The following is a 14,977-nucleotide window of genomic DNA, read 5'->3' as shown; positions in this document are numbered from 1 at the left end:
ATGAGCCAATCACCAGAATACATACACTGCGAGTTGCCAGCAATCAAGTTGTTTCAGCAATTAGGATATCAGTATTTTGATGCTAGTATTCAAGATGAAAGAACAGACATCACAGAGGTATTATTAAAAGACAGGTTGTTAACTTCAATAAAAAAGCTAAACCCATGGATTAACGATAATAACCTAAACAAAGCTTATACAGCATTAACTACTGTTAACGGGGCTTCGTTAATGGAAATCAACCAAAAGATTTGGGAACTTATAAGAGGTGGAACATTTTCAGTAAAACAAGTGGTTGAGGGTGTTGAGGAATTTAAAGTAGTTCATTTTATAGATTACAGTAACCCAGAGAGCAATGACTTTCTGGTGGTGAATCAGATGAAGTATCATGGTAAATACCAGAACTCCATTCCAGATTTGGTGGTGTATATTAATGGTTTACCTATTGGTGTGATAGAATGTAAATCGCCTACTGCTCAAAACGCATGGGATAAAGCTTATGGAGACCTCGATTATTACCAAAAGAACTCCGAGAAATTATTCCACTTTAATCAGATTTGTGCTGGTATTTGGGATGTGGGTGCCAAATATGGAGCTATCAATGCACCACAAGCATTTTATTCGGTATTTAAAACCAGTAAAGAAGATACGGAGATAATTAACCAGTCTAAAAAAGAACAAGACAAACTTATTATAGCCCTATTTAAAAAGGAACGTCTATTGGACATTATTCGTCATTTTGTGCTGTTTGAGTTAGATGAAGGTATGACCATCAAAAAGCTCCCAAGGTATCAACAGTTAAGGGCTACCAATAAAACTATAGCCCGATTACAAGCTGGTGAGGGCGGTGTAGTTTGGCACACGCAAGGAAGTGGGAAATCTATAACCATGGCTTATGTGACTAGAAAGCTTCAAGCTTCTGAATTTGGTTTTGATAACCCTACGGTTATGATTATGACCGATAGAAAGGATTTGGATAGGCAGATAACCACCACTCTACAAAATGTAGGTTTTAAGAATGTGAATCAAGCTTCATCGGTGGTGCATTTAGATAAGTTGCTAAGGAACGATTATGGAGGTATCATTACAACCACTTTGCAGAAGTTTCAGGAAACTGATAAAGAAGCTACAGCATCCACCGACCAAACTGAAATGGAAGAGCGAGGTAACTTGATGATTGAGAAGCATCTGAAAGACAAGACCCTCATAAAGATTACCAAGGAACTTATAAAAGGGAAATGGGTTGAGATAGAACGCCAAGAAATAGAACTGGAAGAACTTTCTAAAAAAGAAAATTTATATATTCTAGTGGATGAGGCTCACAGGTCTCATTATGGATTTCTAGCATCCTTTATGCGTACCGTATTACCCAATGCAAAGTTTGTAGCCTTTACAGGGACACCCATATCTAAAGAAGACAAATCGACCCTTGGCGAATTTTACGGTGGGGATTACATTGATGTTTATACCATTAAGGAGGCTGTTGCTGATGGTGCAACCGTTGAGTTGTTATATGATGAGGGCATAGCTAAACTGGATGTTAAGAAGGAAGCGCTTGATAAAGAATTTGAAGAGAAGTTTGGGCATTATTCCGAAGAGAAAAAAGACAAGCTTAAAAATGAAGCTCTAAAAAAGTATCAACTTTCAAAAGAGCGGATTAATGATATAGGAAAGCACATCATAGACCATTTTAGAGATAAGATATATCCAGATGGTCATAAAGCCATGATAGTTTGTAGTGGCAGACCACATGCTCTTAGATACCAACAAGCATTGCAGGAGCTAAGAGACCAAGGGTATCATGATTTTGACTCTAAAGTAGTGATGAGCATTGGGTCTCCAAAGTCCGATGCCATTGCCAAAGAGTATTATGAATCCTTAGAGTGGAACAAGAATAATCCTAACGATAAGAAACCCATTTATGTAGTTCCACCAGAAGACATAAAAGATGCCACAGATAATTTTAAACTACCGTTTGGTAATGAAGCTGAAACCGAGAAATCTGGTAAGAAGAAGTATGACAATACAGCCTTTATGATTGTGTCGGATATGCTCTTAACAGGTTGGGATGCTCCTATTGCCTCCTGTTTGTATCTGGATAAACCTTTAAAGGAACATAACTTGTTACAGGCTATTGCAAGAGTAAACCGTTCCAGAAAAGGAAAGGCTGCTGGTTTTATAGTAGATTATAATGGCATAACAGCTTATTTGATACAGGCTTTAGAGATATTCTCTGGTGATATAAGACCAGATGATATTTTAAAGAATATCAATGAAGAGCTGCCTAAGCTAGAGATGAATCACACGAAGCTAGTAGATTTCTTTAAGCCTTTGAAAATTGACAGAAATTATAATCGTACAGAATACATTGATGCAGCAGTTAGGTATATAGAACCCATCAATAATCGTGATGATTTTAAAGTATTACTAAAGGAGTTTAATAAGTCCATCAATATTGTGTTACCCAACACAAAAGCCATGAAGTACCAAGGCGATTTTAAGCTTTATAATGAGATTAAGTTAAGAGCTAGAAACGCATTTCCAGATGATGAGGAGCTAAAGATTACTAAAGACGAGAGTAAGATGCTACAAGCCTTGATTGATGACCATTTGAAGGCAGAAGGTGTCGAGAATTTACTTGCCGAACCCATCTCCATAATTGATAAGGACAAATTCAAAGAAGAAATAATGAACGCCTCACCAGCCACAAAAGAGTTGAAGATGCGAAACAATCTAAAGCACACTATAAAGGTTGGTCTGGATAAAAACCCCGATTTCTACAAACCATTAGCGCAACGATTGGATGAATTATTGAAGCTAAAAGCAGAGGAGCGTATTACACAATTAGAACTTCTTAAAGCTTATACAGAGATACAAGATGACATTATTGCTCAGCAGAAAGAAGGCGAGCAAAAAGGCTTTAAAACAGAGCGAGAGAGAGCTGTTTATGACTCTATGAAGGTTTTGTTTGATGGCACTGCGAAAGACGCTACAAAGACCTTATTTGACCTTATAAAAGGCGAGTTGAACATTGTTGGTTGGCAAGCTAAAGGACAGGTGAAAAAGGATATTGAGAATAAGCTTATGCGTTTTTTAAAGACTAAGTTAGAACGAAGAGAAGCTAAGGTAAAAGCTAAAGAATTGGTAGACGTTTTAATAAAGAATAAGGATGCCTAAAGTACTTTATGGGACTAAAACTATTGAGTATACTTTCTTAGCAAAAGAAGGTCTTAAATCGCATTATATTAGCGTTCAGAAGGACACTGGTGTTGTGTTGAAAGGAAGCCCTGTTCCAGATGAAAAAGAACAGGCACTTATACTAAAAAAAGCAAGATGGATTCTTGATAAACTGGAATTAGTAGAAGCTATTGGCTATGATGATATTGTTACTGGGGCTAGGATACCATATCTCGGTAGGAAGTATTATGTTGAGGTGTTTATTAATAATGCTTTAGAAGGTATTGCTATTAATTTTACGGAGTCTAAATTTAAAGTATCGTTACCAGCAGCATTAAACAATCAAGACCAATTAAAACAGGCTTTTGAAAGCTTCTTTCGAGATAAAGCTCACGAGAAGATAACACCAAGAGTTAAGAAATGGTCTAAAGAATCGGGATTAGCTTTCAATGAATTAAAAATTAGAAAATTAGAGAAGCGTTGGGGGAGCTGTACACCATCTAATAACATTTTGATAAACATTGATGCCGTTAAGTTGCCATTTAGTCTAATTGACTACTTGATAGTTCATGAACTTGTGCATACTAAGATTAAGAATCATTCGAAAGAGTATTGGTCTGAAGTTTCAAAGCATATTCCTAACTGGAAAGAGCTAGATGGGAAGATGTATGGGATGAAGTTGTAGTTTGAAGTTTCTATTTATTTAGAGAATAAAATTAAAAGAGAAAATAAATGGCAATATTTGATATTAAGGAAATAAGAGTTAAGCGCATTAAGCCAACTCAATTTCGACTTGAAAAGGACTTGCAAAATTTGATTGAGTTGAATTTAGAGACTATTTTCAATTGTAGATTAATTGCATCAGAGTTTTCTACTGGAAATTTACATTCAGGAAGAATTGATACACTTGGAATTTCTGAAGACAATAACCCCGTAATAATTGAATACAAAAAAGTAGCATCTTCAGAATTGATTAATCAGAGTTTATACTACTTGCACTGGATTACAGACCACAAAGGAGATTTTCAAATAGCGGTAAACAAGTCTATCAAAGAACAAATTGAAGTTGATTGGTCAGACATAAGAGTGATTTGCATTGCGCCAGAATTTAAAAAATATGACTTACACGCTGTTCAAACTATGGGGTCAAATATTGAGTTGTGGCAATACAAATTATACGAAAATGGTATTTTAAGCATTGAAGAAGTTTATCGGAAATCTACCAACACAAATACTGCTATTGATACCAATGGCAAAAACCCAGTAATGGTAGCTGCTGGGAAAAAAGCAGCTGAAACTAGAAGAACAGGAACATACACCATTGAAGAGCATTTTAATAAACTCAATCCAGAATTGACTGAATTATTCAATCAAATTCGTGAATATATAGTTGGGTTAGACAATGCAATTGAAGAAAGCCCCAAGAGATACTACATTGCATATAAAACAAGTCAGAATTTCGTATGCATAGAAGCTCAAAAAAGAAAATTATTGCTTTATCTAAAATTAGGCTTAGAAGATGTTGAACCAATGCCAAGACAAGGAAGAGATGTCAGTAACATTGGTCATTTTGGAACTGGTGATTTTGAACTTACAATAAAGAACAAAAAGGATTTTGAAGACACGAAGTATTTAATTGAAAAATCACTAGCAAACATCGGAGGGTAATAAAAAAAAGAATCCTAATTTTAATGTAGTCTTTTAGTTCGGTTTACAAATAAGCATTTAACAATTATGCATCATATTACTTTCATTAGTACAATCCATAAGGAAATTGGAAAATGTAATGCCAATGAGTTATTTAAGATTATGGATAAATTAAATCCAGAAGTAATTTTTTTGGAAGCAATTGATGAAACTTATTCGGAATATGACAAATTTTTGCATTCAAATTATGGAGTATATCATAAGAAATTGGAAATTGCAGCAATTCAGAAATATAATCACAATAGCTCCTTTCAATATGTCCCAGTATGTGCAATTGGACTCTCAGATGCATTCCAGAAAAAAATCCAATTAGTTACTAAACATAGAGAATTGCAAATTTTGATTGACAATTTTAATTATCGGGCAGCCGAGAAAGGATTTTATTTTCTTAACAGTTCTGAATGCATTAGGCTACAAGAAGAGATGCGAGTATTGGAGAGCCAGATTTTAAATAATAATGAAATGGATAAAATGGTTAAAGAAGACATTGAAGCTTATGAAAAACCAATGATTGAGAATATCCATTCTTATTGCAAGAATAATCATTTCAGTGCAGCTATTTTTATGTGTGGTTCTGCACATCGAAAGTCAATTATCGAAAAAGTTAATCAGATGAAATCCGATATTAAATGGTCTTTTGAATTGCCATAATTGCAGGAATATTCTGTAAATTTACAAACTAGGAACGGATGCAATAAAAAGACAATTACATGGTTCCCTTAAAATTGATAAACATATTTTATGGAGTTAAAATTTCAGGAAAAAATTAACAAAATAGATGATTGTCCAGCGAATAATGAAAGTGGAGACAAAAATTTATATAGATTCATCCTATCAGTACCTATGAATTCTGATTCCTTTAAACCGCATTCTTTAATTTATAAGCCCAAATTTGATAACATATGTATTGCTTGGGGCTTATCAACTTATGACAGCTTAAAAAGTGCGAATGAAGCTCTTCAGAACCTTCCAAAAAAAACGAGAGAAAAATTTACTGCAATTGCTGTGAGTAAAATAACAGATGAAGATGGTATAAAATATTCAACTAAAAATAAAAAACACTATACTTTCTTCCCAAAAAAGGAAGTTAATTTATTAACTAAATTTGTACTTGTCAACCAAGATGGAGAATAACAAAAAAATATTCGACCTTAATCAATTTGAAAAAATTGAAGATATCATTTTTATAGATGAGCCAATCCTAACTCATTATAAAAGAAACGACAAACACTTTCTCCTCTATTTAGTCGACACATTGAGTAATTCAGATAAATATTTAATGCTTGAAGTCGAAAAAGACTCTATTTATCAATATCTCACTAAAAACTTATCACTTCGTAATTTAATTTTACAAAACAAGAATATTGGTTTTTTTATTGAACAAGATTTTGAAGGTAATATTTTGAATTTAGATATAACTCAAGCTAACCTTATAGATAATAATTATCTTCCATTAGAAGACTCATTTCTTGAATATCAACCTTCAGAGAATTCATATTACTTTGAATTCATAAGAGATTATGAATCAAAATTCTATTTAACCAAATTAAGACAAGAGGCTTTTTATGTGAAGTTTGCACCGAATAATTTGAAATATTCTGATACTATTGGACTAAACGAACTAGCAACAGACTTACTCTCAAACTTATCGAAATCCTTTAAGAATTTTCTAAAGGCAGATTTTTTTGTTGCATTTAAAGCACTCAAATCAGACACAAGTAAACTTCAAAAAATATTCAAAAGAATCCTTCCTGATTTAGACCTTAGAATGGTTGATTTAAAGTATGGAAGTTTTGAAGTTGGTTTAGCAGTTGATAAAGTAATGAAAAATGCAATAGAAGATAAAGAAATAAAGAATTGGGCTTTAGGTGTTGGATATAAATATAAGGATATCGTTCTGGATGAGGATTATGATGAAGAAACAGTTAATTTCATATTAGATGAATATGAAGAAGAGGATAGAAAGAAAATTTTTGACCCTATTTTCAAAATAACTCAAAATCCGAATTATAGTCTTCAAATTAGAGACTCAAAAAGCGTAAAGTATTCTACCATTAGAGTTAAAAATAAATCTGTAATTGAAAGGATTATTCCGCCAGCCAAATTTGTTGCAAAATTGGAAGATAAAAAAGATTATGAAATTGTTCAATTCACAACATTAGTTGACAAGAATAATATTAGCCAAACAGTAAAATTAGAAAACACATTATTCAATTCTACCGACAATACGGATGTTCTGCTAACTAACAAGGAATTTGAAAAATATGGTTATGATGTGAAGTTCGAAATTTCAGTTCCTTTAAATATTCGAGCAGAAAAGGACACAATTTATCTAACTGCACAATACGATGATTTAGAATTTAAAGTTACCTATCATTCAGATAAAATTGCTGAAGGAATGGAAAAAATTACATCTAATATATTTGAATATATTTTAAACAAATCGAGTTAAAATTTTTTAGCTCAATGATTCTATTATTAAGTGTAATACCAGTTCTTTAAAGAATACTATATTGTTTAAATAGAAAAAAACAAAGCTTATATCCCGTCTTTCTGTTATAAATAGGAATACTACAAGGCAGGAAAGGCAACTCAAATCTGTAAATTTAGTGTAGTAAGTAGTAAAGTTATTTACTAATTTAAGTTACCCTCCTAGCTTATGGCATGAACATTAGGCTGAATATTTCCTATTAAATTCATCAATACTCAATACTGTGTAATTAGTACCGTGAACAATATTATAGCGATTGGTTCTTTCTGGATATAAGCGCATAGTATCGATAATCTCTGCTTTATTATATCCCATTTTCTTTAGTTTCAGTTCTTCTGTTGTATTAATCATGTCCAACATATTGGCATCAATATCATGCAAATGTTCAATATATTTAGCTTCAATTAACCCTTGTTTAATAATTAATTGATTCACAGAACCAAAATCAGCCACATTATCCGACTCTATCGTACCTGTAATGCCCTTTGATGAAATTTCAAACATTGTAAATTGAGCTATCCCTAATTGATTTGTGGCTATAAATATTGATTGAATTGGGTCTGTAAAGACAAATATCTCATGTTTATCATTGGATTTTAAACCTGAGGACATAATACTTAATTTGTTTCTAGTTGGGGTAATGTGATAATACTTCATACTTATATATTTAAAAAATTCAACTTATGTTCAGGGTTGTTTATACCTGAATCGTTTAAAGAATAAGTTGACTGCGCATTCAATTTATCTAATACAATGATAAGCAAAATACAGACTCAAAAAACATGTGTTAAAATGCTGTTTTCGAATCAGTTAATATAAATTTGAGATTAGCTAATCTAAAGTTAAACAACTGAATATCAGTCATGTAATAAATTGATTTTTTTATCTTAGTTTATCTGAAAAATTTTTAACATTTTTATATGAAATTTTTAACATTTGAGTCCTCAAAAACATGCCGTCTTTGATGATTTTTTGCCTTAAAAAATGCCTCATTTTTACCTAATTCTTCTAATTATCCCTCTCAGGTTGAAAAAAGTGATGAAAAAAAGGGATTTATATATTTAAAGAAAAGGAATCAAGAAGATAGTTAATGAAAGTTTCTATATTTAAACTTTATACTAATAATGACAGAAAAGAAGCCATCTAATTTAACTGTAGCAACTCTGCAAAGACTATATACTAATAGTTTATCATCCACTTTAGACGGGCAAATATTGACAATACAAGGCTTCTATTTCCAAAAGAATGGTAAGTTATATGGCAAGTATTATTATGAAGAGATTGTTGGTAAAGAAAAAAAGCACAGGATTACGGCTCTGTTTAGTTCTGACTTAAGAGAACAGGTCGAAGAGGGTAAATATTATCTATATGAAGGATTCATTGGTAAGGCTCAAAGTATTTCAAATGATTCCAAGCTAAATATATTCTTTACAGTTACTAGGATTATAAAACATGAGAAAAAAGTTCAGCTAATATCAAAGGCTGAATACGATATAATACAAGCTAGATTTGAACGTGACTTTCCATTAATTGATGATATCCTATTAACCGAAATAGGAAAAGGAAACAAGCCTATATTAGATATCGTTACAGGAGTGCAATCAACTTCTCAGGATGATTATATGAGTCAACTGGTCGATTCAGAGTACTACCGAATTAGACATCATAGATGTAATCTTTCCAGTAAGGTCGAACTGATTGAGTTTTTAGATAAATATGATTTCAGTAATACTGATTTACTTATAATCATAAGGGGGGGAGGAAGCGGATTAGAAGTATTTAATGAAATGGAGCTATGCAAGAAGGCAATTGAGCTTTCTATTCCATTTATTACAGGGATTGGTCATGATGCCGATAAAACGCTTTTAGAGAAGGTTTCTGACAGAGGGTTTTCTACACCTACAGCAGTCGGAGCATTTTTGCAGGGAATAGTAAAAACTTACATGGATAGAACTAATGCATTAAAAGCTAAAGATGAAGAATTAGTAAAATTAAAAAAACAAACTGAGAATGAAACTAAACTCTTATCAAATCAGATTTTAACACAGAAAAGAACTTTGAATAAGATTTGGATTGTATTAGTTGTCCTAATTGCTATAATAGGAATACTTGCTTTTAAAATGATTAATTAATGACCTTAGAAGAATTCAATACATTAACACATGACAAAAGACTTTTTGCAGTTGTTGACAAAGGATTTTTTCTCGATAATTATTTAACTCAACAAACAAGGATAAATTTATATTCGTTAGATAGGTTTTACGTTGAATTGGTCTATGGAATTGATGCGGACAAAATAATCAAAGTTAGGAGTTTTAAATCTGGTATTGATTTGGATAAGTACATAGATAATGTCAAGTTAGATAAAATTTAATAATTTTTTTGGAAGAACATATTTTTTTATATCGCAGTAAATCAGTGTTTTATGTTGTTATTTTTTACGCCTACACATTAATTACAACCACAGACGTGGCGCTTGTCGGCGGCGGGAGCTATCCACAACCTGGGGAGATTTCACTGTCTCACAATGGTGTGCTGTTTTTAGATGAATTGCCAGAGTTTAAGCGTGAAGTGTTAGAAGTGATGCGGCAACCTTTGGAAGATAGGGAAGTCACTATTTCTAGAGCAAAATTTACGGTAACTTATCCATCATCCTTTATGTTGGTGGCCAGTATGAATCCGAGTCCAGGAGGGTACTTTAACGATCCCGATGCACCTGTAACTTCAAGTCCTGCTGAGATGCAACGCTATTTGGGTAAAATTTCGGGGCCATTGTTGGACAGAATTGATATTCATATTGAAGTGACGCCAGTGCCTTTTGAAAAACTATCGGATGATAGGAAAGGCGAATCTTCTGTAGAGATAAGAAAGCGCGTTACCCAAGCCAGGGAGGTACAGTCCCAACGTTTTGCAGATTCCGATAGTGTGCATTATAACGCGCAAATGAATGTAAAACAAATTAGAAAACATTGTGTGTTAGACAATACTTCGAAAGAATTATTAAAAACGGCTATGGAACGTTTAAACCTTTCCGCTAGGGCCTATGACAGAATTTTGAAAGTTTCCAGAACGATCGCAGATTTAGAAGGTTCTAAAGATGTTAATGGTTCTCATATTAGTGAGGCTATCCAGTATAGAAGCTTGGATCGTGAAGGGTGGTTGGGGTAGTATATATTCATCTTTCTAAACATTCATTATTAATGTAATCTTTATTACACTTGTTATTAATTTCATTTCCTAATTTTAACAGATGAAAAAATATTTAGTAGTATTGATATTTTCAATTGTTATATTTCTATTTAACTGTAACAATACACAGAAAGAAGAGAAAACAATATCTAATAGCGAAATAGAGCATGTTGAATTGGTAGAGGCGCCAGTTCTAAATCTTGAGCAAGCCAACAAGTTAGCCAATTTACCTTTACATTGCATAAATACAGAATATCCAAACCGCTTATCACAAACTTTGGGAGGAGATGAAGATTTAAAATCACCCACTGAATTACATCCGGCATTTTATGGCTGTTTTGATTGGCACTCATCTGTTCATGGCCATTGGAGTTTAGTAAGCTTATTAAAATCGTTTCCAAATATTGATAATGCTGATGCCATCAAACAAAAATTACTCAATAACATTTCAAAACAAAACATTGAAGCGGAAGTTGCTTATTTTTATGGAAAACATAATAAATCTTACGAGCGCACTTACGGTTGGGCGTGGTTACTAAAACTTGCAGAAGAATTGTACACTTGGGATGATGAAATTGCGAGACAATTAGAAAGTAATTTACAGCCATTAACCGATTTAATAGTGGGAAAGTATATAGAGTTTTTACCAAAACTAAATTACCCACAGCGTGTAGGAACCCATAGCAATACTGCTTTTGGGTTATCTTTTGCTTATGATTATGCTGAGACTTTAAAAGATGATGAACTAAAAAATGCAATTAGAGCCCGTGCATTGTTTTTTTATAAAAATGATAAAGACTGTCCGATTATTTGGGAGCCAAGTGGAAGTGATTTTTTATCACCATGTTTGGAAGAAGCCGCTTTAATGAAAAGGTTATTGTCGCTAGAAGATTATAAACTTTGGTTGAATGATTTTTTACCGCAACTTAAAGACAAAAACTTTACCATTGAAGTTGGTTTAGTGTCAGACAGAACAGATGGTTACTTAGTACATTTAGATGGGGTTAATTTTTCTAGAGCTTGGAGTTTAAACAAAATAGCCGAAGATTTACCCGAATATAATCATTTAAAAAATATATCAATTACGCATATTAATTACTCGTTGCCAAGTATTTTTGGCGATAGTTATGAAGGTGGACATTGGTTAGGTAGTTTTGCAATTTATGCATTAAACTCAATGACTCAATGATTAAAAAATGGTTCAAAATATAGGACCTAGGCCTTTGGTAGCGTGGGGCTTTATTTTACTGACCACTTGGATTCTTTGGGCCTAGGTAAAGAATAATTGATAAATAAAGCCAATAAAAAGAATGATGTCAATAGTAAAGCTAATAATTAACAGCCGATTTTTCGATTTTTTGTTCATTATAGATAAGGGTTTTAATGAATTAATTATGTTATTAAAATTAGTTTAAAAAATTACATTATCGGTGTGTGGTTTTATTTTTTCGATGTTCTACATAAATTACGTAATCTTTTTTCGATGAAATGAATATTTTTGAAAAATTTTACCGATTAAATGCTTTATTTTTCGATTATCTAAAAATTGAAATTTATAAATTGGGTTCGTTTTTTTAGAAAATGAACGATTTTGTTCGATGAACAACAATTGTAAAACTTGTTTTAACTTTTCTTTAAGGAATTTGATTTAGGTTTTGGGAATTAGTTTCCACATCGCTTTTTCAGTACTTGGAATTTGCCTCGCTACCGCTAGTTTTCAACTAGTGGCCATAAGAGTAATATAAAGAGTAAGAAAATTAAAACTTTTACAATAATGTAGAGGCTTTTGTTTTAAAGAAACCACTAGCTGCAAGCTAGCGGTAGCGTATCGAGGTTTTTTATTTTGATTACTTCTAGTTTCTAACTAGTGGCGGTAAGAGTAAGAAAAGAAAAATAAAGTTTTTGCTTTTAACGAAACTAGTAGTTGCAACCTAACGGTAGCATATAATGGTTTTTGCTATATTGGCACTATGAGCAGAAATTATAAATTCCAAAACAAGGATGGCCTATACTTTGTAAGCTTTGCCACTGTAAATTGGATTGATGTATTTACAAGACAAGTCTATTTTGATGTGTTGGCGGATAGCGTAAACTATTGCAGAGCAGAAAAAGGAATGGAATTGTATTGTTATTGTTTTATGCCAAGCCATGTGCATTTTATATTTCGGTCGGCCAATAGCCAGCCATCGGATTTGTTGAGGGATTTTAAGCGACACACGGCTAAAAAAGTAATTGAAGCCATTGCAAACAATCCACAGGAAAGCAGAAAGGAGTGGATGTTATGGATGTTTGAAAGAGCAGGTAAAAAGAACGCAACCACTAGCAAATACCAATTCTGGCAGCAACATAATAAGCCTATCGAGTTATGGAGCCAAAAGGTGATTAAACAGAAAATAAATTACATACACAATAATCCAGTAGTGAGTGGTTTTGTAAAAAATGCCGAGGATTGGAAGTACTCAAGTGCTAGAAACTTCCAGGAGGACCATACCGTTTTAGAGATGGACGTTACAGGATTTTTGGGATAGGATAAACATAATCCGTCCCATTAAATTGAGCTTCTTTTGTTTTAGAGGCGCATTTAAAAACGTTTTCCCGTGTTAAAAACTAAAAAGCCGGAACTTAAAATAGTTTTAAGCCCCAGCTTCTTTCGATATAAAAAATCTAGTGGATTAACGACGTAAGGACGGCATTTCTTCTACAATTTTCTGGTCAAAATCTTCGGTTATTGCCTTGCCTCTAGGTGATGCACTCGATGCCACTGCATCGGCATTGGATGTGTAATATTTATACTCTCCAAAGGCGTCCAAAGACGGCATTTCTCTCATAATATTTTTGTAGTAATCCATAAGGTTTTTTTGGTTGTCTTCTGCACTTTCACGAAAAGTGGAAGCTTCACTTTTTAATACAGTATATTTATGTTCGCCAAACGCATCCAGTGATGGCATTTCCTTCAGGATTTTCACATAAAACTCAGGCTGATCTGCGCTGATTTCACTTTGGGCAGTAATAGAGTCAGTGCTCAAAAACAGCACCGCAATTACGAATAATTTAATTATCTCTTTCATTTTTTTTAAATTTTCACCTCTAAAATTACGAAATTATAGTTTATGATTTTTTAAAAATACATTAATATTTTTTATAAATAACATAATTGGATGTTATTGTTTTGGTGTGCTTTCAGAAGGATTGCTTTTTTCTAAAAACTATGATTAATGAACTGCTTTACCCTATACACCTCCCATACATACCCAAAACCCTTCGTATAATTGTCCTGTAAATTGTATTTTAAGGTTTTAAATCAAAATCTATGAAGCCGATATCATACCGCAACCGATTCCGCTATTTATGTAGTTTCATGATATTCACATTTTGTTTAGTATCCTCAGTTCTTGCTCAAAATGAAACTGAGGATGCCATGGTGTCCAAAATCAGAACCGAAGTGGATTCCAACTATGTGTATGACTATGAAAAAACAAAGTTTGTACCACCTGCAGGCAAAACTTTGTTGATTATGGGGCAAACCGAGCAGCGCATTAAAGAATATAAACGCAAGTTTCCTGAACAGCCCAATCCGGGAGGCTGGTCTGCTTATTGGGCTATTACCGAGTTTGTTGGCGTTACAAAAAAACATACCAACAGCACTGGTACCAGTCAAAATCATCAAATGTTGGTGAGCCAATTTCCAAATTCGGCGTTGCACAGTGCTATGTGGATGGTGGGCAAATGGAGCGTGACCGAAAACACCATACTCGGCATTTACGATCCGGTCATCAAACGCTACGCCAATTGGGTTAAAACGATAAACCGTCCGGTATATCTCCGTATTGGCTACGAATTTGACGGCCCGCATAATGTATTGGAACCCAAGGACTATGTTAGGGCCTATCGGCATATTGTGGATGTGTTGCGTGCCGAAGGCGTGGACAATATTGCTTATGTGTGGCATTCCTATGCTGCAGCGCCCTATAAAAATTATCCGCTATCCGATTGGTATCCCGGAGATGACTATGTGGACTGGGTGGGCATTTCCATTTTTGGCCATGCCTATTCCAAAACAGGACTGAACAAGGAAGGCGAAGCGGTTTTGGATTTTGCCAAAGCACATAAAAAACCTGTGATGATTGCCGAGTCCAACCCCATTTTTGGTATTGAGGCGGACAACCCGAAAGTTTGGGACGACTGGTTTGTCAACTACTTTTCACTGGTCTATGAAAAAAACATCAAGGCGATTTGCTTTATTAATGAGGATTGGACTTTGGTTAATATAGAAGGGCTCTCCAAATGGAAAGATGCCAAGCTTTACAATAACGAGCTGGTGTCCAAAGCATGGTTTAAGGAAACGGACAAGGATAAATATTTAAAGGCATCATCCAAGCTTTTTGAGCAACTGGGGTATGAGTAAAATGCTAA

At 33.6% G+C, this 14,977-nt stretch carries 13 protein-coding genes and 1 pseudogene; 12 read left to right on the top strand and 2 right to left on the bottom strand.

Going from position 1 to position 14,977, the window contains the following annotated elements; all coding sequences use genetic code 11:
- From ACFSR8_RS08615 to ACFSR8_RS08590, 6 genes are all read left to right on the top strand, one after another.
- Complete coding sequence (locus ACFSR8_RS08615; RefSeq protein WP_380291053.1) at window positions 1-3,177, top strand: type I restriction endonuclease subunit R; 3,177 nt, start codon at window positions 1-3, stop codon at window positions 3,175-3,177.
- Window positions 3,170-3,862: a M48 family metallopeptidase gene (locus ACFSR8_RS08610; RefSeq protein WP_380291051.1), complete on the top strand. Its 693-nt coding sequence runs from the start codon at window positions 3,170-3,172 to the stop codon at window positions 3,860-3,862. Before ACFSR8_RS08615 ends, ACFSR8_RS08610 begins: the two co-directional genes overlap by 8 nt.
- A 47-nt stretch (window positions 3,863-3,909) precedes the next feature.
- Window positions 3,910-4,845, top strand: a complete 936-nt coding sequence (locus ACFSR8_RS08605) for a DUF5655 domain-containing protein (RefSeq protein WP_380291049.1) — start codon at window positions 3,910-3,912, stop codon at window positions 4,843-4,845.
- 66 nt (window positions 4,846-4,911) lie between these two features.
- Window positions 4,912-5,535 (top strand): hypothetical protein, encoded by a 624-nt coding sequence (locus ACFSR8_RS08600; RefSeq protein ID WP_380291047.1) that lies wholly within the window; start codon window positions 4,912-4,914, stop codon window positions 5,533-5,535.
- A gap of 90 nt (window positions 5,536-5,625) precedes the next feature.
- On the top strand, window positions 5,626-6,018 hold the full coding sequence (locus ACFSR8_RS08595) for a hypothetical protein (RefSeq protein ID WP_380291045.1): 393 nt from the start codon (window positions 5,626-5,628) through the stop codon (window positions 6,016-6,018).
- Window positions 6,008-7,336: a hypothetical protein gene (locus ACFSR8_RS08590; protein ID WP_380291043.1), complete on the top strand. Its 1,329-nt coding sequence runs from the start codon at window positions 6,008-6,010 to the stop codon at window positions 7,334-7,336. Before ACFSR8_RS08595 ends, ACFSR8_RS08590 begins: the two co-directional genes overlap by 11 nt.
- Window positions 7,337-7,555: 219 nt before the next feature.
- On the opposite strand, the gene ACFSR8_RS08585 is transcribed toward ACFSR8_RS08590, so the two are convergent.
- Entirely contained in the window at window positions 7,556-8,032 is a 477-nt protein-coding gene (locus ACFSR8_RS08585; RefSeq protein ID WP_380291041.1) for a hypothetical protein, read from the bottom strand.
- 467 nt (window positions 8,033-8,499) lie between these two features.
- On the opposite strand from ACFSR8_RS08585, the gene ACFSR8_RS08580 reads away from it, so the two are divergent.
- From ACFSR8_RS08580 to ACFSR8_RS08560, 5 genes and pseudogenes are all read left to right on the top strand, one after another.
- A complete protein-coding gene (locus ACFSR8_RS08580) occupies window positions 8,500-9,507 on the top strand; it encodes an exodeoxyribonuclease VII large subunit (RefSeq protein ID WP_380291039.1) in 1,008 nt (335 codons plus the stop codon).
- Entirely contained in the window at window positions 9,507-9,749 is a 243-nt protein-coding gene (locus ACFSR8_RS08575) for a hypothetical protein (protein ID WP_380291037.1), read from the top strand. The genes ACFSR8_RS08580 and ACFSR8_RS08575 overlap by 1 nt, the downstream gene beginning before the upstream one ends.
- A gap of 83 nt (window positions 9,750-9,832) precedes the next feature.
- Window positions 9,833-10,543 (top strand): annotated as a pseudogene (locus ACFSR8_RS08570) (YifB family Mg chelatase-like AAA ATPase); the annotation flags it as partial.
- A gap of 82 nt (window positions 10,544-10,625) precedes the next feature.
- A complete protein-coding gene (locus tag ACFSR8_RS08565; RefSeq protein ID WP_380291035.1) occupies window positions 10,626-11,753 on the top strand; it encodes a DUF2891 domain-containing protein in 1,128 nt (375 codons plus the stop codon).
- 781 nt (window positions 11,754-12,534) lie between these two features.
- Window positions 12,535-13,092: an REP-associated tyrosine transposase gene (locus ACFSR8_RS08560; RefSeq protein ID WP_380291033.1), complete on the top strand. Its 558-nt coding sequence runs from the start codon at window positions 12,535-12,537 to the stop codon at window positions 13,090-13,092.
- 144 nt (window positions 13,093-13,236) lie between these two features.
- Here the strand turns inward: ACFSR8_RS08560 and ACFSR8_RS08555 are convergent, their stop codons facing one another.
- On the bottom strand, window positions 13,237-13,632 hold the full coding sequence (locus ACFSR8_RS08555; protein WP_380291031.1) for a hypothetical protein: 396 nt from the start codon (window positions 13,630-13,632) through the stop codon (window positions 13,237-13,239).
- A gap of 242 nt (window positions 13,633-13,874) precedes the next feature.
- On the opposite strand from ACFSR8_RS08555, the gene ACFSR8_RS08550 reads away from it, so the two are divergent.
- The gene (locus ACFSR8_RS08550; RefSeq protein ID WP_380291029.1) at window positions 13,875-14,969 is read left to right on the top strand and encodes a glycoside hydrolase family 26 protein; all 1,095 of its coding nucleotides are present in this window, start codon (window positions 13,875-13,877) and stop codon (window positions 14,967-14,969) included.
- The last annotated feature ends 8 nt before the right edge of the window (window positions 14,970-14,977 follow it).

The sequence above is a fragment of the Hyunsoonleella rubra genome, assembly GCF_042684665.1.
Lineage (GTDB): Bacteria > Bacteroidota > Bacteroidia > Flavobacteriales > Flavobacteriaceae > Jejuia > Jejuia rubra.
The sequence above is the reverse complement of the archived record's forward strand: the minus strand, read 5'-3'. Positions and strand labels throughout refer to the sequence as shown.

Coding starts and splice junctions, on each gene's coding strand:
- ACFSR8_RS08615 (WP_380291053.1), top strand. CDS start 1: ATGAGCCAATCACCAGAATACATACACTGCGAGTTGCCAGCAATCAAG.
- ACFSR8_RS08610 (WP_380291051.1), top strand. CDS start 3,170: ATGCCTAAAGTACTTTATGGGACTAAAACTATTGAGTATACTTTCTTA.
- ACFSR8_RS08605 (WP_380291049.1), top strand. CDS start 3,910: ATGGCAATATTTGATATTAAGGAAATAAGAGTTAAGCGCATTAAGCCA.
- ACFSR8_RS08600 (WP_380291047.1), top strand. CDS start 4,912: ATGCATCATATTACTTTCATTAGTACAATCCATAAGGAAATTGGAAAA.
- ACFSR8_RS08595 (WP_380291045.1), top strand. CDS start 5,626: ATGGAGTTAAAATTTCAGGAAAAAATTAACAAAATAGATGATTGTCCA.
- ACFSR8_RS08590 (WP_380291043.1), top strand. CDS start 6,008: ATGGAGAATAACAAAAAAATATTCGACCTTAATCAATTTGAAAAAATT.
- ACFSR8_RS08585 (WP_380291041.1), bottom strand. CDS start 8,032: ATGAAGTATTATCACATTACCCCAACTAGAAACAAATTAAGTATTATG.
- ACFSR8_RS08580 (WP_380291039.1), top strand. CDS start 8,500: ATGACAGAAAAGAAGCCATCTAATTTAACTGTAGCAACTCTGCAAAGA.
- ACFSR8_RS08575 (WP_380291037.1), top strand. CDS start 9,507: ATGACCTTAGAAGAATTCAATACATTAACACATGACAAAAGACTTTTT.
- ACFSR8_RS08565 (WP_380291035.1), top strand. CDS start 10,626: ATGAAAAAATATTTAGTAGTATTGATATTTTCAATTGTTATATTTCTA.
- ACFSR8_RS08560 (WP_380291033.1), top strand. CDS start 12,535: ATGAGCAGAAATTATAAATTCCAAAACAAGGATGGCCTATACTTTGTA.
- ACFSR8_RS08555 (WP_380291031.1), bottom strand. CDS start 13,632: ATGAAAGAGATAATTAAATTATTCGTAATTGCGGTGCTGTTTTTGAGC.
- ACFSR8_RS08550 (WP_380291029.1), top strand. CDS start 13,875: ATGAAGCCGATATCATACCGCAACCGATTCCGCTATTTATGTAGTTTC.